We start from the raw sequence: 24835 nt of genomic DNA, 5'->3' as shown, positions 1-24835 counted from the left end.
GCCTCAGGCCTGCTGGCGCACGCAGTCCGCGTAGTAGCGCTTCTTGCCGTTCTCGTCGATGCGCGCCACCAACCCGTGGATGTCGGTCTCGAAGCCCGGGCATTCCTTGTTGAACTCGCGCGCGAACTTGAGGTAGTCGACGATCTTCTTGTTGAAGACCTCGCCCGGGATCAGCAGCGGGATGCCCGGTGGGTACGGCGTGATCAGGCTGGTGGTGATGCGACCCTCGAGCTGGTCGATCTCCACGCGCTCGGTCTTGCGGTGCGCGATGTGGGCGAAGGCGTCGCTGGGCTTCATGGCCGGCGTCAGGTCGCTCAGGTACATCTCGGTCGTGAGGCGCGCCACGTCGTAGCGCGCATAGAGCTTGTGGATGTGCTGGCAGAGGTCGCGCAGGCCCAGCTTCTCGTAGCCCGGGTGCTGCTGGCAGAACTCCGGCAGGATGCGCCACATCGGCTGGTTGCGCGCGTAGTCGTCCTTGAACTGCTGCAGCGCCGTGAGCAGCGTGTTCCAGCGGCCCTTGGTGATGCCGATGGTGAACATGATGAAGAAGCTGTACAGGCCGGTCTTCTCCACGATCACGCCGTGCTCGGCCAGGAACTTGGTCACCACGCTGGCGGGGATGCCGGTCTCGGCGAACTTGCCCTGCAGGTCCAGGCCGGGGGTCACGATGGTCGACTTGATCGGGTCGAGCATGTTGAAGCCGTCGGCCAGCTTGCCGAAGCCGTGCCAGTTGCGCTTCGCGCTCTTGGCCTTGCTGTCGGTGCTGCCCTCGCCCTTCATGATCCAGTCTTCGGCGCGGCCGATGCCTTCGTCGACCAGCTTCTCCGGACCCCAGACCTTGAACCACCACTCGTCCTTGCCGAACTCGGCCTCGACCTTGCGCATGGCGCGGCGGAAGTCCAGCGCCTCCAGGATGCTTTCCTCCACCAGCGCGGTGCCGCCGGGCGGCTCCATCATGGCCGCGGCCACGTCGCAGCTGGCGATGATCGCGTACTGCGGGCTGGTCGACGAGTGCATCAGGTAGGCCTCGTTGAACAGGTCGCGGTCGAGCGCGCGGTTCTGCGAGTCCTGCACCAGCACGTGGCTGGCCTGGCTGATGCCGGCCAGCAGCTTGTGGGTCGACTGGGTCGAGAACACCAGGGACTCCTTGGGTCGGACCCGGTTCTTGCCCATCGCGTGATAGGCGCCGTAGAACGGGTGGAAGGCGGCGTGCGGCAGCCAGGCCTCGTCGAAGTGCAAGGTGTCGACGTAGCCGTCGAGCATGTTCTTGATGGTCTCGGTGTTGTAGATCACGCCGTCGTAGGTCGACTGCGTGAGCGTCATCACGCGCGGCTTCACCTTGTCGGCATCGACGCCGGCCAGCAGCGGGTTGGCCTTGATCTTGGCCTTGATCGCGCTCTGCTCGAACTCGCTCTTGGGGATCGGGCCGATGATGCCGAAGTGGTTGCGCGTGGGCTTCATGAAGACCGGAATCGCGCCGGTCATGATGATCGCGTGCAGGATCGACTTGTGGCAGTTGCGGTCCACCACCACCACGTCGTCGGGCGCCACCGTGTGGTGCCAGACCATCTTGTTGCTGGTGCTGGTGCCGTTGGTCACGAAGAAGCAGTGGTCGGCGTTGAAGATGCGCGCCGCGTTGCGCTCGCTGGCCGCCACCGGGCCGGTGTGGTCGAGCAGCTGGCCCAGTTCTTCCACGGCGTTGCACACGTCGGCGCGCAGCATGTTCTCGCCGAAGAACTGGTGGAACATCTGGCCGACCGGGCTCTTGAGGAAGGCCACGCCACCCGAGTGGCCCGGGCAGTGCCACGAGTAGGAGCCGTCTTCGGCGTAGTCGATCAGCGCCTTGAAGAACGGCGGCTGCACGCCCTCGAGGTAGCTCTTGGCCTCGCGGATGATGTGGCGCGCCACGAATTCGGGGGTGTCCTCGAACATGTGGATGAAGCCGTGCAGCTCGCGCAGGATGTCGTTCGGGATGTGGCGCGAGGTGCGCGTCTCGCCGTAGATGTAGATCGGCACCTCGGCGTTCTTGCGCCGCACCTGTTCGATGAAGCTGCGCAGGCTCAGCACGGCCGGATCGAGGTCCGGGCCAGGCGTGAATTCCTCGTCGTCGATCGACAGGATGAAGGCGCTGGCGCGGCTCTGCTGCTGCGCGAACTGCGACAGGTCGCCGTAGCTGGTCACGCCCAGCACCTCGAGACCCTCGCTCTCGATGGCCTGCGCCAGCGCGCGAATGCCCAGACCCGAGGTGTTCTCGGCGCGGAAGTCCTCGTCGATGATGACGATCGGGAAGCGAAATTTCATGTGCAGGGGCTCGGACAGGGAGAAGAGGCGCGAAGTGTAAGGAATTCAAAAGACAAGTGCTGATACAGGTGTCGCAGAATGGGGTGGATACGACACAAAGGAGGCTGTATGGAGAGTTCCACCATCTGGTGGTTGATCGCGGGGGCGACCATCGTGGTCGAGCTGCTGTCGGGCACCGTCTACCTGCTGCTGTTGGCCACCGGCTTCGCCGCCGCGGCCCTTTCGGGCCATCTGGGCGCCGGCGTGATCACGCAACTCATCGTGGCTTCGGCGGTCGGTGTGGGCGCGGTCCTCGGCTGGTACCTGATCAAGCGCCGGCGCGCGGCGCGCCTGCCCGCGCAGGCCAATCGCGGCGGCAACCTCGACATCGGGCAGAGCGTGCACGTGGAGGCCTGGAACCCGGACGGCACCGCCTCCGTGCGCTACCGCGGCGCGCAGTGGACGGCCGTGGCCAAGGCCGGCGCCGATCTGCAGACCGGCGAACACCGGGTGGTCGAAGTGGTGGGCAGCCGCCTCGTCGTCACCAAGATTTAGCAAGAAACCCTCAAAAGGAGCATCCCTATGGATTTCGCAGTTCCCCTGGTTATTCTGGTCATCGCCATTCTGTTCATCAGCCAGTCGGTCAAGTTCGTGCCGCAGCAGAACGCCTGGGTGCGCGAGCGCCTCGGCAAGTACCACAGCACCATGACGCCCGGCGCCAATTTCCTGATCCCCTTCATCGACAAGGTGGCCTACAAGCACAGCCTGAAGGAAATCCCGCTCGACGTGCCCAGCCAGATCTGCATCACGCGCGACAACACGCAGCTGCAGGTCGACGGCATCCTGTACTTCCAGGTGACAGACCCGATGCGCGCGAGCTACGGCTCGTCGAACTACATCGTGGCCGTGACGCAGCTGGCCCAGACCTCGCTGCGCAGCGTGGTGGGCAAGCTGGAACTCGACAAGACCTTCGAGGAACGCGACATCATCAACGCCCAGGTCGTGGCCGCCATCGACGAGGCCGCGCTCAACTGGGGCGTGAAGGTGCTGCGCTACGAAATCAAGGACCTGACGCCGCCCAAGGAAATCCTGCTGGCCATGCAGGCGCAGATCACCGCCGAGCGCGGCAAGCGCGCGCTGATCGCCGCCTCGGAGGGCCGCCGCCAGGAACAGATCAACATCGCCACCGGTGAACGCGAGGCCTTCATCGCCCGCTCCGAAGGCGAGAAGCAGGCCCAGATCAACAACGCCCAGGGCGAGGCCGCGGCCATCACCGCGGTGGCCGAGGCCACTGCCGGTGCGATCGAACGCGTGGCCGCCGCCATCCGCCAGCCCGGCGGCGAGCAGGCGGTGCAGCTCAAGGTGGCCGAACGGGCCGTCGACGCCTACGGCAAGGTGGCGGCCGACGCGACCACCACGCTGATCGTGCCGAGCAACATGAGCGAGACGGCGGCACTGATCGCATCGGCGATGCGCATGGTCCAGGCAGGCAAACCGGCGGCTTCGAGCTGAGACGCCCTTTCAAACTGCTACAATCTGAGGCTTCGCGGAGCGGTGGATGAGCGGTTTAAGTCGCACGCCTGGAAAGCGTGTGAGGGGTAAAACCCTCCGCGGGTTCGAATCCCGCCTGCTCCGCCAAAAAATCGATGTCCAGACCTTCCATCTGGACACAGCCAGTTCATGAAGGCCCCTCACGGGGCCTTTTTTTTGCCCTGCTCGGAACTGGCTTTCCCCCGCCGGCGGCCGAGTTGCTACCATAGTACCCATGTCCTCCCCATCCCAGGCCCAGTCCACAGGCCCAGCGCCCCTTGACCGCACGCTCAAGAAGAACCAGGCGATCGCCGCCGAGGTCCAGAGCGCGTCGGAGGATCTGGCCGTGGTCGCGACCGTGCTCGAGCAGGAATTGCCCGACCATGTGCAGGTCGGCGACGTGGCGCAGGCCATCGAACACGCCAACCAGCTCGAGAAGCAGCTGGCGCAGTCGGCGCAGGAGCTGACCAAGGTCAACGAGGCGCTGGCCAAAGAGGTCGAGAAGCGCGCGGGCTGAGCGCCCGGCCGGCAGGAGCCTAGGTTTCCGCGCCCAGCAAGGCCAGGGTGGCCGGGTCCCCTCCCCCTTCGCAGCCTTGCTGGAGCACCTGCGCAAAGATCGCCTCTTCCGGCGCCGCGGCCCTGAACAGCGTCATGCAGGAACACAGCTTCAGGTCGTCGGGCGCGCCGAAGATCCGGTGCACGTTCAGCCCCGGGCGCTCCAGCGCCACGAGCACCAGACGGCCACACTCGCGCAGTCGTGGGCCGAGGACCGGGTGCGCCGCATAGGCCCGGGCCTCCGCCAGGCCTTCGATGCCATAGAACTTTGCTGTCGCGCTGCGTCCCAGCGCGCGCAGCTGCGGAAAGACGAACCACATCCAGTGGCGGGTCTTGCGGCCGGCCGCGAGCTCCTCGAGGACGGCGCCGTACACCGGCGCCTGGGCCGTCACGAAGCGTTCCAGATCGAAGGGCATGCGCCGGTCTCCGTGGTGCTTTCGCGCCGGCTCATTCCGCGAAGTTGTCCTTCAGCAGGTCGACCACGTCGCCCGCGCGGCCGCTCAGCACCGCCTTGGCCGAGTACAGCATCGTGCCCGCGACCTGGCTGAACTCCACCTTGGGCGGCATCACCAGTTCGGTGCGGTTGACCTTCACGTCCAGCAGCGCCGGGCCCGGATGGGCCAGGAAGGCGCGCACCGCGTCGGGCAGCAGCTCCGCGCGTTCCACCTTCTGGCCGTAGAAGCCGATCACCTCGGCCAGGCGTGCGAAGTCCGGGTTCAGCAGGTCGGTGTAGTTGTCGAGCAGGCCCTCGACCTTCTGCTCGAGCTCGACGAAGTTGAGGCTGGCGTTGTTGTAGACCACCACCTTGATCGGCAGCTTCTCCTGCACCGCGGTCATCAGGTCGCCCAGCAGCATCGCGATGCCGCCGTCGCCCGAGAGCGAGATCACCTGCCGGCCCGGGTAGGCCTTCTGCGCGCCCAGCGCCTGCGGCATCGCGTTGGCCATGGTGCCGTGCAGCAGGCTGACCAGCGTGCGGCGCCGGCCGTTCATGTGCAGGTGGCGCAGCGACCACACCATGGGGCTGCCGCCGTCGGCGGTGAAGATCGCGTCGTCGGACGCCAGTTCGTCGAGGATGTGGGTCAGGTGCTGCGGATGGATCAGCCCTTCCTTGCCCGGCCGCTCGTCGCGCCGCAAGGTGTCGACCGCGTCCTGGCGGTGGCGCAGGCACGCGTCGAGGAAGCTGCGGTCGCTGCGTTCCTCGAGCAGCGGGATCAGCGCCTCGATGGTGTGGGCCACGTCGCCCACCAGCCCCAGCGTCACCGGATGGCGCCGCCCCAGGTGGCTGCCGTCGGTGTCGATCTGCAGGATCGTGGCCTTCGAGGGATAGAACTGGCTCCACGCGAAATCGGCACCGAGCAGCAGCAAAGTGTCGCACTCCTGCAGCGCGCGGTAGCCCGATTCCACACCGAAGATGCCGGTCATGCCCATGTTGAAGGGGTTGTCGTACTCCACGAAATCCTTGGCGCGCGAGGTGTGGGCGATCGGCGCCTTCAGGCACTGACCCAACGCCAGCAGCATCCGGTGCGCGCCCTCGCAGCCATGGCCGGCGTAGATGGCGATCTTCTTTCCCTTGCCGAGCAACTCGGCCAGTTGCGCGAGTTCGGCGTCGTTGGGCCGCACCACGGGCGCGGTGCGGTGCACGGCGAAGCTCAGCCCTTCCTTGACCTCCGTCTGCGCGATGTCGCTGGGCAGGATCACCACCGCCACGCCGCGGCGCGACAGCGCGGCCTGCGCCGCCAGGGCCGTGACGCGCTGCGCCTGGTCGGCCGAATGCACCTGCGCGCAGAACACGCTGCAGCCCGCGTACAGCGACTTGAAGTCCACCTCCTGCGGAAAGTCCATGCCCAGTTCGGTGGTCACGATCTGGCTGGCAATCAGCACCATCGGCGCGCGGTTGCGGTTGGCCTCGAACACGCCGTTGATGAAGTGCAGCCCGCCGGGCCCGCAGGAACCCGCACAGGCCGTGAGTTCGCCCGACAGGTAGGACTCCGCGCCGGCGGCGAGGGCCGCGGCCTCCTCGTGGCGCACATGCACCCACTCGATCTCGCTGCGCCGGATCGCATCGGTGACGTGGTTGAGGGTGTCGCCGACGATGCCGTAACAGCGCTTGACGCCGGCGTGCTGCAGGGTTTCGATGACGAGGTCGGCGACTTTGCGATGGGCCATGGGGCTTTCCTTGGGATCTGGGGGTATGTCGACGCCGGCTCAGGCCATGTTCGGCTGGCCGTTGGAGGCGCTCAGGCCGCCATCGACCGGCAAGGCCACGCCGGAGACGAAGCTCGCGTCGTCGCTGGCCAGGAAGGCCACCACGGCCGCGATCTCCGACGGGTCGGCGCCGCGGCCCAGCGGAATGCGCTCGCGGAATTTCGCCATCAGCTTGCGGTCCTTCTTCATGTCCGCCGTCATGGGCGTGAAGGTGAGGCTGGGGCAGACGGCGTTGACGCGCACGCCATCCTTCCCATGGTCGAGCGCCAGCGCCTTGGTGAGGTTCACGATCGCGCCCTTGGAGGCGTTGTAGAGCGCCAGGCCCCAGTCGCCACCCAGGCCCGAGACCGAGCCGGTGTTGACGATGCAGCCCTTGCTTTCGATCAGGTGCGGCATCGCCGCGCGGCAGCCGTGGAACACGCCGCCCGCGTTGACGCCCATGATCCGGTCCCAGCCATCCAGCGGCGCCTCGGTGACGCTGCCGTCGATCGCGATGCCGGCGTTGTTGAACAGCACATGCAGCGCGCCGAAGCGTTTGACGGTGGCCTCCACCAGCGCCCGCACCTGGCGGTACTTGGACACGTCCGTGACCTTGACCAGCGTGCGCTCGGGCGGGAGCTCCTGCGCCACGCGATCGAGCTTGGCGCGTTCGTCGCCGGCCAGCACCACGCTGGCGCCCTCCTGCGAGAAGCGCCTGGCGGTGGCTTCACCGATGCCGCTGCCGGCGCCTGTGACGATGACGACCTTGTCCGTGAAACGCTGCATGGGGGGACTCCGGGGCGATGTGAAAAGCGCGACTTTGCGCCGGAGCGCGCGCCGCGCGTGTCAGCCCGAAGCGGCTTCGGTGTGGGAGAAAGCCGATGGCCTGCGCACACAACCCCGGCTCGCCTTCTTCATGCGCCCATTTGTTGGCGGGCTACGCGCAGCCTAGCCGTCGCCCCGCCCGTCACCGGCGCGGTCGGCGACCCACAGCACCGCCATCTCCCTGGCCCGAAACACCGCTTCCGCAGCCACCGCGAATCGCTGGTGATCGAGTTGGAGCGTCCGGATCTCATTCGTGGGCTGGACGCGATAGCGGACCGTGGCATGAAAGCTTCCGTCGGGCAACTGTTCGGCACTGCACAGGAACACCCATCCTTCGTGCCGAAATTCATCCATGGCGTCGAAGGGGTGGCCTCCTGGGTCAGGCGTGTCCATCAGGGACTCCCGTCTCGCCGCATCACCATGTCCATCCAGGTCGCGTGCAGCACGTCAAGTTCACCGACCTTTTGCGTCATGGCTTCGGCGTCGAGCTTGGCACCAGAACTGACGCTGCGCATCATCTCGGCGTGTTCGTCGTTGGCCCGCTTCCAGGCCTCGTAGGCTTCGGTCAATTTGTCGGCGGTGGGCATCAATGCACCCTCGGGGCGGTGACGGTGGACGCGACCGATTCGATCGTGCCGGCCGCGCGTGCGTGCGCCAACAAGTCGTCGTTCACGGCGCTCTCGTCCAGCTGTGTCGTCAATGGCATGGTGTCTGTCTCCTTGTGGAAGGCTCACGCTACATCGGCCGACTGCACGGAACCTGTAGGAATTGCGCGCGCCTGCCACGTCATACGACCCGTCGTCATGCGCCGATCAAGGCGGCGCGCCCTCCTCTTGCATCTTTGCGCCGCAGGCATAGGGTCTGGATTCAACTCCAGGAGAATCTCATGAGCGAAAGACGCAGCGTGTCGGGTGATGTGGAAGCCGCCGCCCCCGTCGATGACCTGCCCACCGCGCCCCCGCCCGCGAGCGAATCGGCCGCTCGGGAAGCACGGGTCCGGTTGGCCGCGTATGCGCGCTACGAGAAGCGTGGCGCGGAGAGCGGCCATGATGTCGAGGATTGGCTCGCCGCAGAGGCCGAGATCGAAGCCGCGGCAACCGCTTCCGAGCCTTCCGATGCAAAGAACGCGTGAGCAGACAGGAGCGGCATGCAGGCCCAGACAAGCAGAATTCAGCCACTGAAAATCACCACCGACGCCGGTGACACCGTGTCAGCGGAGGCGACATTGCCGCAGGAGGTCGAGGCGGTCTTCGTGTTCGCACACGGCGCCGGCGCGGGCATGGGCCATCCTTTCATGAAGGCCGTGGCGGATGGCCTCGCGGCGCGGAACATCGCTTGCCTCAGATACCAGTTTCCCTACATGCAGGCAGGACGGCGGCGCGTCGACGCCGCACCTGTCGCGCAGGCCACCGTGCGCGCAGCCGTTGCCACTGCAGCGTCTCTCTGGGGGTCATTGCCGTTGTCTGCCGGTGGCAAGTCGTACGGCGGTCGCATGACCTCGCAAGCGCAGGCGATCGAGCCCTTGCCTGGCGTCGCAGGCCTGATCTTTCTCGGCTTCCCGCTGCACTCCTCAGGCAAGCCCGACACGGTACGTGCGCAGCACCTGGCCTCGATCGACGTTCCGATGCTCTTCATCCGTGGCACCCGGGATGCGCTCGCAGAGGCGCCTCACTTCGACCCCGTGATCGCGCATCTGGGCGACATGGCTTCCCGCTTCGACATTGCGGAGGCAGACCACACTTTCCACGTGCTCAAGCGGAGCGGGCGGGACGCCGAGGGTGTCCTCGACGAGGTGCTGGATGGATTGGCCCTCTGGACGCAGGCCTGGCGCATCTGCCCTTCGCGGGTCTGAGGGCGCCCGTGCCGTCGCTGGATCAACGATGTCCCCGATTGCGTCCACCCCGGGGATTGGCGAAATCGTTTGTGCCTGGTTCATGCCGGCACCTTGCGCGCAGCACTTCCAGGGACTCAGCCCTCGGGATAGGGCGGCACGTGTCCACCCAACGAGAGATAGCTCGCAACGCTCAGCATCAGGGGGATGTCGACCTGGCTGGTGTCACGGGGAACCAGGTCGTAGTGGCAGAGCGTGCCAAGCACCTGCCCCGCGTTGTCCAGCACCGGAACCCCTGAGTAGCTCAGCACAGCCTGCCGAGCAGGATGCCGAGCGAGGCGCTCGTCCACCATTGCGTTGGGGGTCTTGAACGGCTCACCGCTTTCGCGGACGTAGCAGCAGTACGTCGCGGTGTCCGCAACCTCGGACGCCCTCTCGACCGACGGGTCCTCGCGGTCATAGTGCACGGCTGCATTGGCCTTGCCGTCCTGGAAACGCCAAATGCCGATGAAGCGAAAGTCGGAGCGACTTGCCAGCTTCGCGAGCGCTGGACGCAGGCCATCGCTCCTCAGCGTGACCACAAAATCAGCGAATGCCGCGCGCGCTTCGGGGCTCAGCGGGGCAGGTGTCGTAGGCGCGGTCGAGGGCGTTGAGGAAGTGGGCATGGGCCATAGTATCGCTGCGGCCAGCGACACATTGCTTGCGACAGCAGGACGGGCCCGCTGGAAGAGCGCCGGCATCCGACTGCCGCACCCTGATGCAGGCTCCCGCATCAGAGGGGGATATGGGATGCGGTTCCTGGAGGTGGGAAGAGGCTCATTGACTCGCCACGCTGGTGATGGGTTCTGTGTTCCGGCTCAAGCCGCCGGGGCAGCGACCATGAGAGCGTCGCCACCGGGCCTCTTGAGCTGGGGCCTTTCCCTTACGTCGACGCGTGTCTTCTTCCAACACACTGCGCAGATGTCATGCCGCCTGGAGACGATTGCCCGCATTCAAGCCCTGTCCTTGGAGGAAGGTACGCGGCAACCGACGGCGGCGGCGTGGCTCCAGGAGCAGGACCGAAAGCATCGAATGAGCGTGCGGCCGGGGCCGGCCGGCGTGATGCGGCTGTCGGCCATCCTTGGGCGATTTCCCCTGGTGGCATTCTGAGCGAGCCAGCCGTTCATTGCGCACGCCGGGCCGTTGGCCGCGTGAAGGAAGTCGTCAGCGCCTTCGCCGCCCAGATGGCGGGCTTTGATTCAAAGCGTCGAGCACCGATTGGGTGAGCTCGACGCGCTCGGACAGTCTGGCGTTCAGGCGCTTGGCCTGCCGCCGTCGCAGGCGAACGCCTGCAACGAACAAGGCAACCAAGGCCAAGGTTGCGAAAATTTGGGTGTAGGTCATCTGGTTTTCCTGAACCCAGCTGTACGCAGTCACCTTGAAAACGGTTTGATTCTTTTCTCAACTGAAGCCATGGGCCCGACGGCACTCTCGCCAGACGCCCTCCACCGCGGCGTCTATTGCTGCACCAATTCGACCCGTCGATTGCGTGCGCGCCCGGCATCGTTCATGTTGCTGCCAAGCGGGGCAAGCGATGCGACGCCCTTGGCCACCATGCGCTGTGGATCGATCTTCAGCGCAGCCAGCGCCTTGACCACCGCCTCGGCGCGCCGTTGCGAGAGTTCGAGGTTGGCGCCGAGCACGCCATGGTTGTCCGTGTGGCCTACAACGTAGACGCGAAGCGCCGGGTTCGCCGCCAGCAGCCGGGCCATCTCGTCCAGCGATGGCCGGGACTCCGGCTTCACGTCGGCCTTGGCCGTGTCGAAGTAGACGCCGTAGATGGCGACCCGGCCGTCGGCATCGAGGCCCTTCTTCAGCTCCGACGCGCTGAGCACGCTGACCTGCCCAGTGGCCATGGGCCGACCCTCGACGATCTGCTGATAGGCCAGTGTGCGCTTGTTGGCGGGGTCTTCCACCACCCACAGCAGTACATGCACATCGCCATCGGGACCCGACCGCCGGGTGAGCAGGTAGCGGATCTTCTCGTCGAAGCTCGCTGTGAACCCCGTCGGCATCACCCTGCCGCTGTTGGCGAGATATCCGCCCATGTCCCGTCCGCATGCTTCCGCTGCGCACTGGAACACGACATTGAAGCCGCCGCGGCTCAACGCCTGCTCGTAGTTGCGCATCACCTCCAGCGCGGTCTTCTCGCCCTCGATGGCGTAGCCGATGCGGGTGATCTTCCCCTCGACCTTCGCGAGCTCGCCCGCGCCGATCTTGTCGGCTACCGCGATCGGCTTGACGGGCAAGACGGCCGCATCGAACGCGCTGACCTTGTAATCCACGATCGCTGCCCCCTTGAAGCGGGTGAGCAAGGGATGATCCTTTGCGCCGGCCACGTCCGCCGCGGCCGCCAACGGGCTGGCGAGCAATGCGTGGGCCGCACAGGCCAAGAGGATGAGGCGAGGGATCGGATGCATGTTTCGGGAATATTCCGTAGGGCTGTGGTTGTCATCGCAGGTGCGACGCTCTACGAAAATTCTAGGGGTGCGGGGAAAGGGCCTGGATGACTTTAGTCACTCCGGCCAGGAGCCCTTTGGGCGTGAGATCCAAGTGGCTTCGAGTCATGGGCGTCCCGCGAAAGGGGGTGTCCAGTTTGAAAGCGCGGTTATGGATCCGGACGTCGGGACCGTCGGGCTCCGCGTGCGGCAGTGTCTTGGCGAACAAGGCCGCGGCCGACCTTGACGATGGCGCGGAACACGCGACACGCAATCACTGCTCAATCGTGCGACCGAAGGCACGACAGCGCACTGCATTCGTCACAAGGTGGGGAAGAAAGTCCGGCCGTTGCGCCAGGAGCCGGGAATCGCGGGAAGTCTGTTCCGCAAGGTTCCGAGGCACGTTGCGCTCTTGCAGCGCAACGAGAAAATGATGGTGGGACGTGCGGGGGTCGAACCCACGACAAACGGATTAAAAGTCCGCTGCTCTACCAACTGAGCTAACGTCCCGGATCGATTCGCATCGATCTTGGTGTTTTTGCCGGCTTCGTATCCAGCAAAGCCTGCGATTATAGCGCGAGCTTTGAGGCGATTTTGTCCATCACCCAACCGGCTGCACATTGACCGAAGGTGGCGGTCACGCTGACCACCGAACCGTAGCCGTGGCAGTTGAGCGAACCGTCGCCATCGACGATCGCGCAGGAGGCATCGGGGGGCGCCACGCTCTCGCGGCTGAAGACGCACGCCACGCCGATCTTCTTGCCGTCCCGCGGCGCGCCGTGCTCCTTGCGCAGACGATTGCGCAACTGTGCCAGCAAGGGGTCGTGCGTGGTCAGCGACAGGTCCTCGATCTCGACCCGGTGCGCGTGGCGCTTGCCGCCGGCCGCACCGACCGTGACGAAGGGCGTGCGCGTGACACGTGCCCAGGCGGCCATCGCCACCTTGGCGCGCACCTGGTCGCAGGCGTCGATGACCGCGCTCAAGGGGCCACCGGCCTGTTCGGCGGCCGCCACCAGCCGGAGCCAGTTGTCGGGCTCGACGAAATCGTCGATCGCCAGCACCTCGCAGGCCGGGTTGATCTGCGCGATGCGCTCGCGCATCGCCGTCACCTTGGCCTGGCCCACGGTCGAGGCCAGCGCGTGGATCTGGCGATTGATGTTGGACTCGGCGATGTGGTCGAGGTCGACCAGCGTCAGTCGCCCGACACCGCTGCGGGCCAAAGCCTCGACGGTCCAGGACCCCACGCCGCCGATGCCGGCCACCAGCACATGGGCCTCACGGATGCGGCGCGCGCCCGGCACGCCATAGAGGCGCTCGAGCCCGCCGAAGCGGCGTGCCGCATCGACCTCGTCCACCGGGGCGAGCACGGGCTCGGCGTGGTCCATGCGCAGCCGTCCGCCCTACTTCAGGCGCGACAGCCGCTCACGGCCCGCTTGTGCGGCTTCGGACTGCGGGTAGGCCTTGGTGAGGTCTTCCAGCGTGCGCCGTGCGGCGCGCGTGTCCTTCAGCTCGATCTGGCAATTGGCGATCGACAGCACGGCCTCGGGGGCCTTCGCATGGTCGGGTGCCAGCGACAGCATCGAACGGAAATTGGCGATCGCTTCGTTGTAGTTGCGGGTCGCATACTGGGCGTTGCCCAGCCAGAACAGCGCCGAGGGGTTGTAGCCGCTCTGCGGATAGCGCTTCACGAACTCTGCGAAGGCGGTCTGCGCCTGGGCGAACTGCCCGCCGCGGAACACGCCCAGCGCCGCATCGAAGTCGGCCTTCTCGCGCGGATCGGCCGTGAACTCGCGCCCGTCGACCGCGACTTTCGACGGTTCGCTCTTCTTGATGCGATCGTCGATATCGGTCTGGCGTTGCTGGAGTTCGGACACGGTGCGCGCCAGCTGCTCGTTCTGCCCGGTCATGCGCTGCATGTCGCCGCGCATGGCTTCGATCTGGTTCTGCAGGTCGAGCAGGCTGCGGCGCAACTGCGCGTTGTCCTCGGTGAGCCGCTGATCGGTCTGCGTGCGCATGGCTTCCACCCGCTGGCGCAGGTCGAGGATGGCGCGGCGCGCCTCGTCATCCTCGAACAAGGCCGCGTTGGCGCCAACGGACATGCAGACCAGCGCGGCCGCCAGTGCCGCGCTGCGCAAGCCAAGACGACTGCGCATCATCAACGGTAGGTGATCTCGGCGCGGCGGTTCTGCGCCCACACCGACTCACCGGAACCTTGGGCAGCGGGCTTTTCCTTGCCGAAGCTCACGGCTTCGATCTGGTTGTCGTTGACACCCAGCAGGGTCAGCGCACGACGCACGGCTTCCGAACGCTTCTGGCCCAGGGCCAGGTTGTATTCGCGGCCGCCACGTTCGTCGGTATGACCTTCGATCGAGATGCGGCGCTGCGCGTTGGCCTTCAGGAAACGGGCGTGGCCGTCGATCACCGCCTGGTAGTCGGGCTTGACCGTGTAGCTGTCGTAATCGAAGTAGACGATGCGAGCGACACCGACCGGGCCGGCCGCGTTTTGCGCGTTCGGATCGATGGTGACAGGCGCCACACCGCTGGCCGCGCCGCCACTGCCGGAGCCTTGGCCGGTGCCACCGGTGCTGTCCACCACGGGGGTGTCGTTCAGCTTCGTGCCCGAAGAGCAGCCAGCGATGAGGGCCACGATGGCCAGCGAATAGAGCGTACGTTTCAACATTTCGAACTCCTCAAGTGAATCATTGCTTTTGGAACGGACCCCAGTCCGGTTCCCGGATGTCGCCTGCCTGGCCGGCGAGCCGCGCCTTGATCTTCCCGTCCAGCGTGGTCGTCATCAGCGCTTCGCGGCCTTGCAGCTGCGTTGCATAGACGATGAGTTTGCTGTTGGGGGCAAAGCTCGGGCTCTCGTCGGCCGAGGTGTCGGTGATGGCGGTCACGTTGCCGGTCGCCAACTCCATCACGTGGAGTTTGAAGGCGCCGCCTACGCGGGAAATGTAGGCCAACCACCGGCCATCCCCGCTGACAGAAGGTGAAATGTTGTAAGTGCCGCTGAAGGTGACGCGCGTCGGCGCGCCTCCGCTGGCACCCATCTTGTAGATCTGCGGTGCACCGCCGCGGTCGCTCACGAAGTAGATCGTGCTGCCGTCGGCCGAGAACACCGGCTCGGTGTCGATGCTGTTGCTCTGGGTGAGCCGGCGTGGCTCGCCGCCGCTGGCCGGGATCGTGTAGAGCTGCGAACCGCCGTCGCGGCTCAGCGTGACGGCCAGCGAGTTGCCGTCGGGCGCCCAGGCCGGCGCGCTGTTGGAGCCGCGGAAGTTGGCCAGCAGGCGGCGTTGGCCGCTCGAGACGTTGTGCACGTAGACCACCGGCTTGCGCGACTCGAAGGACACGTAGGCCAGTTGCGTACCGTTGGACGACCAGACGGGCGAGATGATGGGTTCGGGGCTGGCCAGCGCGGCCTGCGAGTTTTCGCCGTCGGCATCGGCCACCCACAGGTTGTAGCGGCTGCCGCTCTTGGTCACGTAGGCGATGCGGGTCGAGAAGATGCCCTTCTCGCCGGTCAGCTTTTCATAGACGTAGTCGGCGATGCGGTGCGATGCGAGCCGCAGGTCGCCCTGGGGCACGGTGTAGCTCTGGCCGCCCAGGTCCTGGCCGCGCACCACGTCCCAGAGGCGGAAGCGCACATCGAAGCGGCCGTCGGCCAGCTTGCTCACGCTGCCCACCACCAGCGAATCGGCGGTGCGCTGACGCCACAGCGTCAGGTCCGGGCGCGAGGCTTCGTCGAGCGCCTGGCCCGACGCATCGACGCCACGGAACTGGCCGCTGCGCTCCAGGTCGGCCTGCACGATGGCCGAGATCTTCTGCGGCGAGGCGTCCTGGCCCTTGAAGGGCACCAGCGCGATCGGCAACTGCGTCAGGCCCACGCCCGACACCTCGACCCGGAACTGGGCCAGGGCGGGGATCAGGGGAGAGGCAGCCAGGGCCGCAACCAGGGTGCGACGGGCGTTGAATGATGAAGAAGGAGGCAAGGCGGGAACGGGCAGCAGCTTTTTCATGCAGTTCGGAGAGGTTTTCGGCGACAAAGTTTCACCGAGGGTTTCTACCGGGCGTCGGCAAACCGCGATGGTACACATTGCGCGGCGATTCCTCGGGAATCGTGCCAAGCCATCTGCTTGCGCCTACAAAAAAATTGCCATGGAGCGCGCCCGTAGAATCCGCCGCCATGCAGCCTTCCCCTACCGGTGACACCGTGCGTCCCCCCTTGACGCGACGCCTCGCCCGACTGATGAGCTGGTTCGGGGGCTCGCGCCGCTGGTGGTCCCTGGCCATCGGGGCCGCCATCCTGGCCGCCCTCACCGAACCCCTGATGCCGGCCCTTCTCAAGCCCCTGCTCGACCGGGGCTTCAGCCGCGGCCAGCTGGCGCTGTGGACGGTGCCGGCCGCGATCATCCTGCTGTTCGCAGTGCGCGGACTGGCCCAGTTCGTCTCGCAATATGCGCTCGCGCGCATCGCCAACGACGGCATGCAGCGCCTGCGCCGCGTGCTGTTCGAGCGCCTGCTCACGGCCGAGCTGGCGCTGTTCTCGCGCCAGTCGGCCAGCGCGCTGTCGAACACCGTGGTCTACGAGGTGCAGACCGGCTCGATGCTGCTGGTGCAGGCGCTGCTGGGCCTCACGCGGGACGGCTTCACCTTGATCGCCCTGCTCTTCTACCTGGTCTACCTCAACTGGAAGCTCACGCTGATCGTGGGTGTGCTGGTGCCCGGCGTGGCCTGGATCATGAAGGTGCTGTCCAAACGGCTCTATCACCTCACGCGCCTGGGCCAGACCGCCACCGACGACCTGGCCTACGTGGTGGAGGAGAACGTGCTCGCGCACCGCATGGTGCGGCTGCACGGCGCCCAGACCCACCAGACCACGCGTTTCGAGCACCTGAGCCGCACCTTGAACCGGCTGGCCGTGAAATCGACCATCGCCTCGGCCGCGATGACGCCGCTGACCCAGCTGCTGGCCTCGGTGGCGCTGTCGGTGGTGGTGATGATCGCGCTGTGGCAGAGCAACGAACAGGCGCTGACCGTGGGCGGCTTCGTGGCCTACATCACCGCCATGCTGATGCTGATCGCGCCGATCCGCCGGCTGGCCGACATGGCCAACCCGATCACGCGCGGCCTGGCGGCGCTGGAGCGCGGCGTGACCCTGATCGACGAGGTGGCCTCCGAGACCGGTGGCAGCCATGCCGTGCCGCGCGCCGAAGGCCGGATCGAGCTGCGCAAGGTGCAGGTGCGCTACCGCGGCGAGGAGGAAGCCGCCGCGCTCGACGGCATCGACCTGTCGATCGCGCCGGGCGAGATCGTGGCCTTCGTCGGCCCCTCGGGCTCGGGCAAGACCACGCTGGTCAACCTGCTGCCGCGGTTCGTGCTCCCCACCAGCGGCCAGGTGCTGCTCGACGGCCAGCCGCTCGACGCCTGGCAACTGGGCAGCCTGCGCACGCAGTTCGCGATGGTGAGCCAGGACGTGGTGATGTTCAACGACACGCTGGCCGCCAACGTGGCGCTGGGCGGCGAGATCGACCGAGAGCGCGTGGCCCATTGCGTGGCCGCGGCCAACCTGAGCGAGCATGTCGCGGGACTGCCGAACGGCATCGACACCGTGCTGGGCCACAACGCGACCCAGCTCTCGGGCGGGCAGCGCCAGCGCCTGGCCATCGCCCGCGCGCTCTACAAGGACGCGCCCATCCTGCTGCTGGACGAAGCGACTTCCGCGCTCGACACCGGCTCCGAGCGCCTGGTGCAGGAGGCCCTGCAGCGCCTGATGCAGGGCCGCACCACGCTGATCGTCGCCCACCGCTTGTCGACCATCCAGCACGCCGACCGCATCGTCGTGATGGAGCAGGGGCGCATCGCCGAACAGGGCAGCCACGCGCAGCTCATGGCGCTCGATGGCCTGTATGCGCGACTGCAGACGCGCGCAGTCAGCACGACCCCGCCCGGTCAAACCCCGACGATCTGACCCCAGGCGGGCGAAGCCACGCCCGTTCGTGAAACGCCGCGGAACCGGCTTTGCCGGGCCGCCAGTGTGGCCCCTTGAGGGGATGGCGGCTACACGAAGTGAGCCGCCACCGGGGTGGTCACAGCAAGACGATATCGAACTGCCCCTGCCCCATCGCCGGCTCCGACTGCAGCGAGATCGTCTTGCCGATGAAGTCGCTGAGGCTGGCCAGGTGCTGGCTTTCCTCGTCGAGCAGCAGCTCGATCACCTGCGGCGCGGCCACGATGCGGAACTCGCGTGGCGTGAACTGGCGCGCCTCGCGCAGGATCTCGCGCATCACGTCGTAGGCCGCGCTGCGGGCCGTCTTCACGATGCCCTGGCCGCCGCAGGCCACGCAGGGTTCGCACAGCATGTGGGCCAGCGACTCGCGCGTGCGCTTGCGCGTCATCTCGACCAGGCCCAGCGGCGAGAAGCCGCCCGCGCTGGTCTTCACGCGGTCGCGTGCCAGCTGCTTGCGGAATTCGGCCAGCACCTGCTCGCGGTGCTCGTCGCGCCCCATGTCGATGAAGTCCACGATCACGATGCCGCCCAGGTTGCGCAGTCGCAACTGCCGCGCGATCGCCTGGGCCGCCTCGAGGTTGGTCTTGAAGATGGTGTCGTCGAAGTTGCGCGCGCCGACGAAGCCGCCGGTGTTCACGTCGACCGTGGTCAGCGCCTCGGTCTGGTCGACCACCAGGTAGCCGCCCGACTTGAGGTCCACGCGCCGGCCCAGGGCCTTGGCGATCTCCTCGTCGACCGAATACAGGTCGAAGATCGGCCGCTCGCCCTTGTAGTGCTGCAGCTTGTCCGCGGCCTGGGGCATGAACTCGAGGCCGAACTTGCGCATCGACTCGAACTGCTCGCGCGAATCGATGCGGATGGTCTGGGTGTCCTCGCCCGTCATGTCGCGCAGCACGCGCTGCAGCAGGCTCAGGTCCTGGTGCAGCAGCGACATCGCGGGCAGCTTGCCCGACAGCTCGCGGATGCGCGACCAGGTCTTGCGCAGGTAGGCGATGTCCTCGGCCAGTTCGGCGTCGCTCGAGTCCTCGCCGTTGGTGCGCAGGATGAAGCCGCCGGTGTTGGCCGGCACCACGCCGCCGCTGTCGGCCGCGGCCGCGGCGTCGATCAGGGCCTGCATGCGAGCGCGCAGCTTCTCGCGCTGGTCGACCGGGATCTTCTGCGACACGCCCACATGGTTGTCCTGCGGCAGGAAGACCAGCAGGCGCCCGGCGATGCTGATCTGCGTCGACAGCCGCGCGCCCTTGGTGCCGATCGGGTCCTTGATGACCTGGACCAGCAACGACTGGCCTTCGAAGACCTGCTTCTCTATCGGCACGATCGCGCTGCCGCGGTGGTCGCGTTCGGGCAGCTGCGCGCTGGGCCGCGAGCCGGGCGTGAACGGCGCCACGATGTCGGCCACGTGCAGGAAGGCGGTGCGCTCCAGGCCGATGTCGATGAAGGCCGACTGCATGCCGGGCAGCACGCGCGAGACCTTGCCCAGGTAGACGTTGCCGACCAGGCCACGCTCCAGCGTGCGTTCGATGTGCAGTTCCTGCACCGCGCCGTGCTCGACCAGCGCGACGCGGGTCTCCTGCGGCGACCAGTTGATCAAAATATCCTGCATGTCAGACTCTCCCCCAGGCTTCGCGCACTGCGTGTCGCTTCGCCCTCCCCCTCCCGGGGGCGCCGCTGGCAGACCGGCAGAGCCGGATCTGCGGCGGCCCTGGCATGAAGATGGAGATGGACAAAGGCAGCGTCATGGTTAGCTTTTGAGCAGGCCGACGCTGCGCAGCAGCGCGGCGGTCTCGAACATGGGCAGTCCCATGATGCCCGAATAGGAGCCGCCGATGTGTTCGACGAAGGCCGCGGCCGCGCCCTGGATGCCATAGGCCCCGGCCTTGCCCAGCGGCTCGCCGCTGGCGACGTAGCGTGCGATCTGCGCGCGGGTCATGGGCGCGAAACGCACCCGCGACACGTTGAGCGCCGCATGCCGGCTGCGGCCCTTCTGTACGGCCACGGCCGTGAGCACGCGGTGGGTGGTGCCGGCCAGGCGGGCCAGCATGCGCTCGGCATCCCTGGCGTCCGCGGGCTTGCCCAGGATGTCGCGGCCCAGCGCGACCGTGGTGTCGGCGCACAGGATGGGCGCGGCCGGCAGGCCCAGGCGGCGGTGGCGTGCCACGGCGGCGTCGAGCTTGAGGGCGGTCACGCGCTGCACATAGGCGGTGGGCGATTCGCCCGGCCGCACGGCTTCGAGCGCTTCGGCGTCTTCGTCGGGCGCGGCCAGCAGCAGTTCATGGCGCACGCCGAGCTGGCCCAGCAACTGGGCGCGGCGCGGGCTTTGGGAGGCGAGGTAGAGAAAGGCGTCGCTCATTCGATCACTTCCGCACGGCGCGGCGGGCGTGCCGGAAGCACGTCGGGCGCCGCGCTCATTCGCGATGGTAGGGATGGCCGGCGTTGACCGACCAGGCACGGTAGAGCTGCTCGACCAGCAGCACGCGCGCCATGGCGTGCGGCAGCGTCAGGTCGGACAGCCGGATGCGTTCGTGGGCCGCGGCCTTGAAGGCCGGGTCGAGCCCGTCGGGGCCGCCGATCACCAGCGCGACGTCGTCGCTCTCCTCCTGCCAGGTGCGCAGCCGCGTGGCCAGAGCCTTGGTGGTGAGCGCGGTGCCGCGTTCGTCGAGCACCACGATGCGCATGCCGCGCGCGATGGCGGCCTCGATGCGCTCGCGCTCGGCGGCGTAGAGCGTCTCGAGGGTCTTGGAACCGCGCGGCTCGGTCTTGACGGCGCGCAGCTCGAGCTTGATCTCGGGCGGGAAGCGCTTGGCGTAGTCGTCCCAGGCGGTCTGCGCCCAGTCGGGCATGCGTTGCCCGACCGCGACCACCAGCAGCTTCATTTGCTGCGCGGAGCGGTCTTGCGCGCGGGCGCCTTCTTGGCCGGTGCCTTCTTGGCGGCGGCCTTCTTCGCCGGCGGCTTGCCGATCTTCTTCACCGGGATCTTCTTGGCCGGGGCCGCGGCGGCGCCGGTCGTCTTGCGGCTCGCGGTCTTGCGTGCGGGCTTGGCCTTTTCCTTCTCGGCCTTGGCCGCCTGCTCGGCCGCGCGGATCGCGGTCTTGGCGGCGCTCGCGCGGCGCAGCGTCTTGGCGGGCGCGGGCTTCTTCTTTTCCTCGGCCTCCTCGCTCACCGCGGCGGCGGGCTTGGCGGCGCCCAGCTTGGTGCGCACCGGCTTGTCGCCCCAGATTTCCTCGAGGTGGTAGTACTGGCGGATCGCCGGCTGCATGATGTGCGCGACCGCGGCGCCGCAGTCCACGATGATCCACTCGCCGTTGCCTTCACCCTCGACGCGCGGCTTGGGGAAGCCCGCCTCGCGCACCGCGTCGCGCACGCTGGCGGCCAGCGCCTTGGTCTGGCGGTTCGAGGTGCCCGAGGCGACGATCACGCGCTCGAACAGCGGTGACAGATGCTCGGTGTCGAAAACCTGGATGTCCTGCGCCTTGACGTCTTCGAGCCCGTCGACGATGGCTCGCTGGAGTTTCTGGGTGTCTTTCTTGGCGGCGGCTTCAGTGGTCATCAGGCAGGGGCGTAGAGGTGGTGTTGGTCAATATAGCGCGCAACGGCGGCGGGAACCAGCGGGCCGATGTCCTCGCCGCGTGCGGCACGGGCGCGGATGTCGGTGGCACTGGTGTCGGCCGGGGGCAATTCGAGGGTTTCGAAGCGCGCAGCGGCCGGAAGGCCGGGCAGCGTCCGTGGATCGAAGCGGGTTGCCGATCCATCGGAGCCGGCGGATTCTAACCGCTCAGCTATGGAAACAATAGCAATGGCCAGGATCTCCTGCCAGCCGTGCCATTGCGGCAAGGCCGCGGCCTGGTCGCTGCCCATGATCAGCACGGGCTGCGCGCCCGGGAATTCGCGCCGCAGCTCGCGCAAGGTGTCGAGGGTGTAGGTGGGGCCGGTGCGCCGCGTTTCACGCGCATCGACCACCACGCCCGGCAGGCCGCCGAAGGCCAGGCGCGCCATCGCCAGGCGGTCGGCCGCCGGGCTCAGCGTACGCGCCTTGTGCCAGGCGTCGCCGGTGGGAAAGACGCGCAGTTCGGCCAGGCCCAGCTGCGTCAGCGCCGCCGATGCCAGCGCCACATGGGTGTTGTGCGGTGGATCGAAGGCCCCGCCGAAGACGCCGATGCGCGGGGCGGCCGTCACAGCCATTCGCGCCGCACGATGAAATTGCTGTAGAGCGTGGCCTCGGGCGTGCCCGGCTCGGGCACCTGGCGGTAGGCCCAGCTCGCCAGCGGCGGCATCGACAGCAGGATCGACTCGGTGCGGCCGCCCGACTGCAGGCCGAAGTGCGTGCCGCGGTCCCACACCAGGTTGAACTCGGCGTAGCGGCCCCGGCGGTAGAGCTGGAAGGCCCGCTCGCGCTCGCCGTAGGCCGTGCCGCGCCGGCGCTCGACGATCGGCATGTAGGCCGGCAGGAAGGCATCGCCCACCGCGCGCAGCATCGCGAAGCTGTCCTCGAAGCCCAGTTCGGAGAAATCGTCGAAGAAGATGCCGCCCACGCCGCGCTGCTCGTTGCGATGCTTCAGGAAGAAATAGTCGTCGCACCAGGTCTTGAAGCGCGGGTACTTGTCCTCGCCGAAGGGTGCGAGTGCATCGCGGCAGCTGCGGTGGAAGTGCACCGCGTCGTCCTCGAAGCCGTAGTAGGGCGTCAGGTCGATGCCGCCGCCGAACCAGCAGACCGGCGCGCCGCCTTCGGGCAAGGCGGCCAGCATGCGCACGTTCATGTGCACGGTGGGCACATAGGGGTTGCGCGGATGGAACACCAGCGACACGCCCATGGCTTCGAAAGGCGCGCCGGCCAGCTCGGGCCGGTGCTGCGTGGCCGAGGGCGGCAGCTTCGGGCCGCGCACTTCGGAAAAACCGCAGCCCGCGCGCTCGAACAGTTCGCCGCCTTCGAGGATGCAGGTCAGGCCCCGGCCCTGCAAGGGCTCGCCGGGCGCCTTTTCCCAGGCATCGCGCACGGCCACGCCGCCATCGGCGGCCTCGACCGCGCCCACGATGCGCTGCTGCAGCCCGCGCAGGTAGTCGCCGACCGCCGCCGGATCGGCCTGCATCAGCTGTTGCGCGCCTGCAGCGCGCGGTAGCCGATGTCCCGGCGGTACTGCACGCCGTCGAAGCGCACCTGGGCCGCGACCTCGTAGACGCGCTGCTGCGCCAGCTTCACGTTGTCGGCCAGCACCGTCACGCAGAGCACACGGCCGCCGCTGGTCTTGAGTTCGCCGTTGTCCAGCGTGGTGCCCGCATGGAACACCATGGCGTCCGGCACCTCGGCCGGGATGCCGTCGATGCGGTCGCCCTTGCGCGGCGACAGCGGGTAGCCGTGGGCCGCGAGCACCACGCCCAGCGCCACGCGGCGGTCCCATTGCAGCTCGACCTGGTCGAGCGTGCCGTCGGTGGCGTGCCAGAAGACCTCGAACAGGTCGGACTTCAGCCGCATCATGATCGGCTGCGTCTCCGGGTCGCCCATGCGGCAGTTGAATTCCAGCGTCTTGGGCCGGCCCGCACCGTCGATCATCAGGCCGGCGTAGAGGAAGCCGGTGAAAGGGATGCCGTCCTTTTCCATGCCGCGGATGGTCGGCAGGATGATCTCGCGCATCGCGCGCGCATGCACCTCGGCCGTGACCACGGGCGCGGGCGAATAGGCGCCCATGCCGCCGGTGTTCGGGCCCTCGTCGCCGTCGAGCAGGCGCTTGTGGTCCTGGCTGGTGGCCAGGGCCGTGACGTTCCTGCCGTCGCACAGCACGATGAAGCTGGCTTCCTCGCCCTGCAGGAATTCCTCGATCACGACGCGCGCGCCGCCGTCGTTGTGGGCCACGCCGAACTTGTTGTCGACCAGCATGAAGTCGACCGCCTCGTGCGCCTCGGCCGCCGTCATGGCCACCACCACGCCCTTGCCCGCGGCCAGGCCGTCGGCCTTGACCACGATCGGCGCGCCCTTGGCGTCGATGTAGGCATGGGCCAGCGCGGCATCGGTGAAGGCCTGGTACTCGGCCGTCGGGATCTTGTGGCGCTGCATGAAGGCCTTGGAGAAGGCCTTGGAACTCTCGAGCTGGGCCGCGGCCTTGGTCGGGCCGAAGATGCGCAGGCCGTGCGCGCGGAACTCGTCGACCACGCCGGCCGCCAGCGGGCCCTCGGGGCCGACCACGGTCAGCGCGATCTTTTCCTGCTGGGCCCACTGGCGCAGCGCCACCGGGTCGGTGATGTCGATGGTTTCGAAACGCCGGTCGGTGGCGGTGCCGCCATTGCCCGGTGCCACGTAGAGCTTGGACACGCGCTCCGAATGCGCGAGACGCCAGGCGAGTGCATGTTCGCGGCCGCCGCCGCCGATGACTAGAACTTTCATTCTGAAATGGCCGCGTTGTGGAACACGTCCTGGACATCGTCCAGGTCCTCGAGCACGTCCAGCAGTTTCTGCATCTTCGCGCCCTCCTCGCCCGCCAGTTCGATGGTGTTTTCGGCCCGCATCGTCACTTCGGCGATCTCGGGCTTCAGGCCGGCGGCCTCGAGCGCGTTCTTCACGGCTTCGAAATTGGCGACCGCGGTCAGCACCTCGATGGCGCCGTCCTCGTCGGTCAGCACGTCCTCGGCGCCGGCTTCGAGCGCCACTTCCATGACCTTGTCCTCGTCGGTGCCGGGCCCGAACACGAACTGGCCGCAATGCTTGAACTGGAAGGACACCGAGTTCTCGGTGCCCATGTTGCCGCCGTACTTGGAAAAGGCGTGGCGGACTTCGGCCACGGTGCGCACGCGGTTGTCGGTCATGGTGTCGACGATGATCGCCGCGCCGCCGATGCCGTAGCCCTCGTAGCGGATTTCCTCGTAGTTCACGCCTTCGAGGTTGCCGGTGGCCTTGTCGATGTTGCGCTTGATGGTGTCGATCGGCAGGTTGACCGCCTTGGCCTTCTCGACCGCCAGCCGCAGCCGCGGGTTGGCGCTCAGGTCGCCGCCGCCGGCGCGTGCGGCCACGGTGATTTCACGGATGGCACGGGTCCAGAGCTTGCCCCGTTTCTCGTCCTGCCGGCCTTTCCGATGCTGAATATTCGCCCATTTGCTGTGTCCGGCCATGGCTTTCTCTCTCGCTGTCGTGTGTTGTCAAAGCAGCTGCGAGTTTACTGT

Annotated in this window: 27 protein-coding genes and 2 tRNA genes; 7 read left to right on the top strand and 22 right to left on the bottom strand. The window is 67.4% G+C overall.

Going from position 1 to position 24835, the window contains the following annotated elements; all coding sequences use genetic code 11:
* Positions 1 to 3 precede the first annotated feature (3 nt).
* A complete protein-coding gene (locus tag A9977_RS21050; RefSeq protein WP_183026841.1) occupies positions 4 to 2301 on the bottom strand; it encodes an arginine/lysine/ornithine decarboxylase in 2298 nt (765 codons plus the stop codon).
* A gap of 108 nt (positions 2302 to 2409) precedes the next feature.
* Between A9977_RS21050 and A9977_RS21045 the strand changes: the two genes are divergently transcribed.
* The 4 genes from A9977_RS21045 (at position 2410) to A9977_RS21030 (ending at position 4327) form a co-directional block, all read left to right on the top strand.
* On the top strand, positions 2410 to 2835 hold the full coding sequence (locus tag A9977_RS21045) for an NfeD family protein (RefSeq protein ID WP_183026840.1): 426 nt from the start codon (positions 2410 to 2412) through the stop codon (positions 2833 to 2835).
* Between the two features lie 27 nt (positions 2836 to 2862).
* On the top strand, positions 2863 to 3792 hold the full coding sequence (locus tag A9977_RS21040; protein WP_183026839.1) for an SPFH domain-containing protein: 930 nt from the start codon (positions 2863 to 2865) through the stop codon (positions 3790 to 3792).
* Positions 3793 to 3828: 36 nt separating this feature from the next.
* Positions 3829 to 3918: transfer RNA gene (locus tag A9977_RS21035), tRNA-Ser, on the top strand.
* Positions 3919 to 4045: 127 nt separating this feature from the next.
* Positions 4046 to 4327, top strand: a complete 282-nt coding sequence (locus A9977_RS21030; protein ID WP_183026838.1) for a hypothetical protein — start codon at positions 4046 to 4048, stop codon at positions 4325 to 4327.
* 19 nt (positions 4328 to 4346) lie between these two features.
* On the opposite strand, the gene A9977_RS21025 is transcribed toward A9977_RS21030, so the two are convergent.
* From A9977_RS21025 to A9977_RS21005, 5 genes are all read right to left on the bottom strand, one after another.
* Entirely contained in the window at positions 4347 to 4781 is a 435-nt protein-coding gene (locus A9977_RS21025; RefSeq protein WP_183026837.1) for a DUF1810 domain-containing protein, read from the bottom strand.
* A 31-nt stretch (positions 4782 to 4812) separates the two neighbouring features.
* Positions 4813 to 6531 carry a thiamine pyrophosphate-dependent enzyme gene (locus tag A9977_RS21020; RefSeq protein WP_183026836.1) on the bottom strand — a complete coding sequence of 573 codons (1719 nt, stop codon included), beginning with the start codon at positions 6529 to 6531 and terminating at the stop codon, positions 4813 to 4815.
* 39 nt (positions 6532 to 6570) lie between these two features.
* A complete protein-coding gene (locus tag A9977_RS21015) occupies positions 6571 to 7335 on the bottom strand; it encodes an SDR family NAD(P)-dependent oxidoreductase (protein ID WP_183026835.1) in 765 nt (254 codons plus the stop codon).
* A 162-nt stretch (positions 7336 to 7497) separates the two neighbouring features.
* Entirely contained in the window at positions 7498 to 7767 is a 270-nt protein-coding gene (locus tag A9977_RS21010) for a hypothetical protein (protein WP_183026834.1), read from the bottom strand.
* Positions 7767 to 7961, bottom strand: coding sequence for a hypothetical protein (locus tag A9977_RS21005; RefSeq protein ID WP_183026833.1), 195 nt, complete (start codon positions 7959 to 7961; stop codon positions 7767 to 7769). The genes A9977_RS21010 and A9977_RS21005 overlap by 1 nt, the downstream gene beginning before the upstream one ends.
* A gap of 299 nt (positions 7962 to 8260) precedes the next feature.
* On the opposite strand from A9977_RS21005, the gene A9977_RS21000 reads away from it, so the two are divergent.
* A complete protein-coding gene (locus A9977_RS21000) occupies positions 8261 to 8506 on the top strand; it encodes a DUF2934 domain-containing protein (RefSeq protein WP_183026832.1) in 246 nt (81 codons plus the stop codon).
* Between the two features lie 15 nt (positions 8507 to 8521).
* The gene (locus tag A9977_RS20995) at positions 8522 to 9226 is read left to right on the top strand and encodes an alpha/beta family hydrolase (protein WP_183026831.1); all 705 of its coding nucleotides are present in this window, start codon (positions 8522 to 8524) and stop codon (positions 9224 to 9226) included.
* A gap of 116 nt (positions 9227 to 9342) precedes the next feature.
* On the opposite strand, the gene A9977_RS20990 is transcribed toward A9977_RS20995, so the two are convergent.
* The 8 genes from A9977_RS20990 to tolB form a co-directional block, all read right to left on the bottom strand.
* A complete protein-coding gene (locus A9977_RS20990) occupies positions 9343 to 9870 on the bottom strand; it encodes a GAF domain-containing protein (protein ID WP_183026830.1) in 528 nt (175 codons plus the stop codon).
* A gap of 538 nt (positions 9871 to 10408) precedes the next feature.
* Positions 10409 to 10588: a hypothetical protein gene (locus A9977_RS20985; protein WP_183026829.1), complete on the bottom strand. Its 180-nt coding sequence runs from the start codon at positions 10586 to 10588 to the stop codon at positions 10409 to 10411.
* A 113-nt stretch (positions 10589 to 10701) separates the two neighbouring features.
* A complete protein-coding gene (locus A9977_RS20980) occupies positions 10702 to 11664 on the bottom strand; it encodes an OmpA family protein (RefSeq protein WP_183026828.1) in 963 nt (320 codons plus the stop codon).
* Positions 11665 to 12116: 452 nt separating this feature from the next.
* Positions 12117 to 12192: transfer RNA gene (locus A9977_RS20975), tRNA-Lys, on the bottom strand.
* 59 nt (positions 12193 to 12251) lie between these two features.
* Positions 12252 to 13067: a ThiF family adenylyltransferase gene (locus A9977_RS20970; RefSeq protein WP_183026827.1), complete on the bottom strand. Its 816-nt coding sequence runs from the start codon at positions 13065 to 13067 to the stop codon at positions 12252 to 12254.
* A gap of 15 nt (positions 13068 to 13082) precedes the next feature.
* A complete protein-coding gene (gene ybgF / locus A9977_RS20965; protein ID WP_405054696.1) occupies positions 13083 to 13838 on the bottom strand; it encodes a tol-pal system protein YbgF in 756 nt (251 codons plus the stop codon).
* The gene (gene pal, locus A9977_RS20960) at positions 13838 to 14362 is read right to left on the bottom strand and encodes a peptidoglycan-associated lipoprotein Pal (RefSeq protein ID WP_183026825.1); all 525 of its coding nucleotides are present in this window, start codon (positions 14360 to 14362) and stop codon (positions 13838 to 13840) included. The genes ybgF and pal overlap by 1 nt, the downstream gene beginning before the upstream one ends.
* 19 nt (positions 14363 to 14381) lie before the next feature.
* A complete protein-coding gene (tolB, locus tag A9977_RS20955) occupies positions 14382 to 15608 on the bottom strand; it encodes a Tol-Pal system beta propeller repeat protein TolB (protein ID WP_220811981.1) in 1227 nt (408 codons plus the stop codon).
* Between the two features lie 257 nt (positions 15609 to 15865).
* On the opposite strand from tolB, the gene msbA reads away from it, so the two are divergent.
* On the top strand, positions 15866 to 17650 hold the full coding sequence (gene msbA / locus A9977_RS20950) for a lipid A export permease/ATP-binding protein MsbA (protein WP_183026823.1): 1785 nt from the start codon (positions 15866 to 15868) through the stop codon (positions 17648 to 17650).
* A gap of 118 nt (positions 17651 to 17768) precedes the next feature.
* Here the strand turns inward: msbA and rng are convergent, their stop codons facing one another.
* From rng to A9977_RS20910, 8 genes are all read right to left on the bottom strand, one after another.
* Entirely contained in the window at positions 17769 to 19292 is a 1524-nt protein-coding gene (gene rng / locus A9977_RS20945) for a ribonuclease G (RefSeq protein ID WP_183026822.1), read from the bottom strand.
* Between the two features lie 138 nt (positions 19293 to 19430).
* On the bottom strand, positions 19431 to 20039 hold the full coding sequence (locus A9977_RS20940; protein WP_183026821.1) for a nucleoside triphosphate pyrophosphatase: 609 nt from the start codon (positions 20037 to 20039) through the stop codon (positions 19431 to 19433).
* 55 nt (positions 20040 to 20094) lie between these two features.
* Positions 20095 to 20562, bottom strand: coding sequence for a 23S rRNA (pseudouridine(1915)-N(3))-methyltransferase RlmH (gene rlmH, locus A9977_RS20935; protein WP_183026820.1), 468 nt, complete (start codon positions 20560 to 20562; stop codon positions 20095 to 20097).
* Positions 20559 to 21236, bottom strand: coding sequence for a ribosome silencing factor (gene rsfS, locus A9977_RS20930; RefSeq protein WP_183026819.1), 678 nt, complete (start codon positions 21234 to 21236; stop codon positions 20559 to 20561). The genes rlmH and rsfS overlap by 4 nt, the downstream gene beginning before the upstream one ends.
* Positions 21236 to 21868 carry a nicotinate (nicotinamide) nucleotide adenylyltransferase gene (gene nadD, locus A9977_RS20925; RefSeq protein WP_183026818.1) on the bottom strand — a complete coding sequence of 211 codons (633 nt, stop codon included), beginning with the start codon at positions 21866 to 21868 and terminating at the stop codon, positions 21236 to 21238. The genes rsfS and nadD overlap by 1 nt, the downstream gene beginning before the upstream one ends.
* On the bottom strand, positions 21859 to 22776 hold the full coding sequence (gene hemF, locus A9977_RS20920; RefSeq protein ID WP_183026982.1) for an oxygen-dependent coproporphyrinogen oxidase: 918 nt from the start codon (positions 22774 to 22776) through the stop codon (positions 21859 to 21861). Before hemF ends, nadD begins: the two co-directional genes overlap by 10 nt.
* A complete protein-coding gene (gene purD / locus A9977_RS20915; RefSeq protein ID WP_183026817.1) occupies positions 22773 to 24062 on the bottom strand; it encodes a phosphoribosylamine--glycine ligase in 1290 nt (429 codons plus the stop codon). Before purD ends, hemF begins: the two co-directional genes overlap by 4 nt.
* Positions 24059 to 24784 carry a YebC/PmpR family DNA-binding transcriptional regulator gene (locus A9977_RS20910; RefSeq protein WP_183026816.1) on the bottom strand — a complete coding sequence of 242 codons (726 nt, stop codon included), beginning with the start codon at positions 24782 to 24784 and terminating at the stop codon, positions 24059 to 24061. Before A9977_RS20910 ends, purD begins: the two co-directional genes overlap by 4 nt.
* Positions 24785 to 24835: the final 51 nt, after the last annotated feature.

It is taken from the genome of Variovorax sp. UMC13, assembly GCF_014170375.1.
Taxonomy (GTDB): Bacteria; Pseudomonadota; Gammaproteobacteria; order Burkholderiales; family Burkholderiaceae_C; genus Variovorax.
The sequence above is the reverse complement of the archived record's forward strand: the minus strand, read 5'-3'. Positions and strand labels throughout refer to the sequence as shown.

Excerpts from the sequence above, each read along its gene's own strand:
- A9977_RS21005 (WP_183026833.1), bottom strand. The coding sequence starts at position 7,961 with ATGCCCACCGCCGACAAATTGACCGAAGCCTACGAGGCCTGGAAGCGG.
- A9977_RS21050 (WP_183026841.1), bottom strand. The coding sequence starts at position 2,301 with ATGAAATTTCGCTTCCCGATCGTCATCATCGACGAGGACTTCCGCGCC.
- A9977_RS21020 (WP_183026836.1), bottom strand. The coding sequence starts at position 6,531 with ATGGCCCATCGCAAAGTCGCCGACCTCGTCATCGAAACCCTGCAGCAC.
- nadD (WP_183026818.1), bottom strand. The coding sequence starts at position 21,868 with ATGGCTGTGACGGCCGCCCCGCGCATCGGCGTCTTCGGCGGGGCCTTC.
- A9977_RS20910 (WP_183026816.1), bottom strand. The coding sequence starts at position 24,784 with ATGGCCGGACACAGCAAATGGGCGAATATTCAGCATCGGAAAGGCCGG.
- A9977_RS20940 (WP_183026821.1), bottom strand. The coding sequence starts at position 20,039 with ATGAGCGACGCCTTTCTCTACCTCGCCTCCCAAAGCCCGCGCCGCGCC.
- A9977_RS20990 (WP_183026830.1), bottom strand. The coding sequence starts at position 9,870 with ATGCCCACTTCCTCAACGCCCTCGACCGCGCCTACGACACCTGCCCCG.
- A9977_RS20995 (WP_183026831.1), top strand. The coding sequence starts at position 8,522 with ATGCAGGCCCAGACAAGCAGAATTCAGCCACTGAAAATCACCACCGAC.
- rlmH (WP_183026820.1), bottom strand. The coding sequence starts at position 20,562 with ATGAAGCTGCTGGTGGTCGCGGTCGGGCAACGCATGCCCGACTGGGCG.
- A9977_RS20980 (WP_183026828.1), bottom strand. The coding sequence starts at position 11,664 with ATGCATCCGATCCCTCGCCTCATCCTCTTGGCCTGTGCGGCCCACGCA.
- A9977_RS20985 (WP_183026829.1), bottom strand. The coding sequence starts at position 10,588 with ATGACCTACACCCAAATTTTCGCAACCTTGGCCTTGGTTGCCTTGTTC.
- pal (WP_183026825.1), bottom strand. The coding sequence starts at position 14,362 with ATGTTGAAACGTACGCTCTATTCGCTGGCCATCGTGGCCCTCATCGCT.
- msbA (WP_183026823.1), top strand. The coding sequence starts at position 15,866 with ATGCAGCCTTCCCCTACCGGTGACACCGTGCGTCCCCCCTTGACGCGA.
- A9977_RS21040 (WP_183026839.1), top strand. The coding sequence starts at position 2,863 with ATGGATTTCGCAGTTCCCCTGGTTATTCTGGTCATCGCCATTCTGTTC.
- A9977_RS20970 (WP_183026827.1), bottom strand. The coding sequence starts at position 13,067 with ATGGACCACGCCGAGCCCGTGCTCGCCCCGGTGGACGAGGTCGATGCG.
- purD (WP_183026817.1), bottom strand. The coding sequence starts at position 24,062 with ATGAAAGTTCTAGTCATCGGCGGCGGCGGCCGCGAACATGCACTCGCC.
- A9977_RS21000 (WP_183026832.1), top strand. The coding sequence starts at position 8,261 with ATGAGCGAAAGACGCAGCGTGTCGGGTGATGTGGAAGCCGCCGCCCCC.
- ybgF (WP_405054696.1), bottom strand. The coding sequence starts at position 13,838 with ATGATGCGCAGTCGTCTTGGCTTGCGCAGCGCGGCACTGGCGGCCGCG.
- A9977_RS21010 (WP_183026834.1), bottom strand. The coding sequence starts at position 7,767 with ATGGACACGCCTGACCCAGGAGGCCACCCCTTCGACGCCATGGATGAA.
- A9977_RS21045 (WP_183026840.1), top strand. The coding sequence starts at position 2,410 with ATGGAGAGTTCCACCATCTGGTGGTTGATCGCGGGGGCGACCATCGTG.
- rsfS (WP_183026819.1), bottom strand. The coding sequence starts at position 21,236 with ATGACCACTGAAGCCGCCGCCAAGAAAGACACCCAGAAACTCCAGCGA.
- A9977_RS21015 (WP_183026835.1), bottom strand. The coding sequence starts at position 7,335 with ATGCAGCGTTTCACGGACAAGGTCGTCATCGTCACAGGCGCCGGCAGC.
- rng (WP_183026822.1), bottom strand. The coding sequence starts at position 19,292 with ATGCAGGATATTTTGATCAACTGGTCGCCGCAGGAGACCCGCGTCGCG.
- A9977_RS21025 (WP_183026837.1), bottom strand. The coding sequence starts at position 4,781 with ATGCCCTTCGATCTGGAACGCTTCGTGACGGCCCAGGCGCCGGTGTAC.
- A9977_RS21030 (WP_183026838.1), top strand. The coding sequence starts at position 4,046 with ATGTCCTCCCCATCCCAGGCCCAGTCCACAGGCCCAGCGCCCCTTGAC.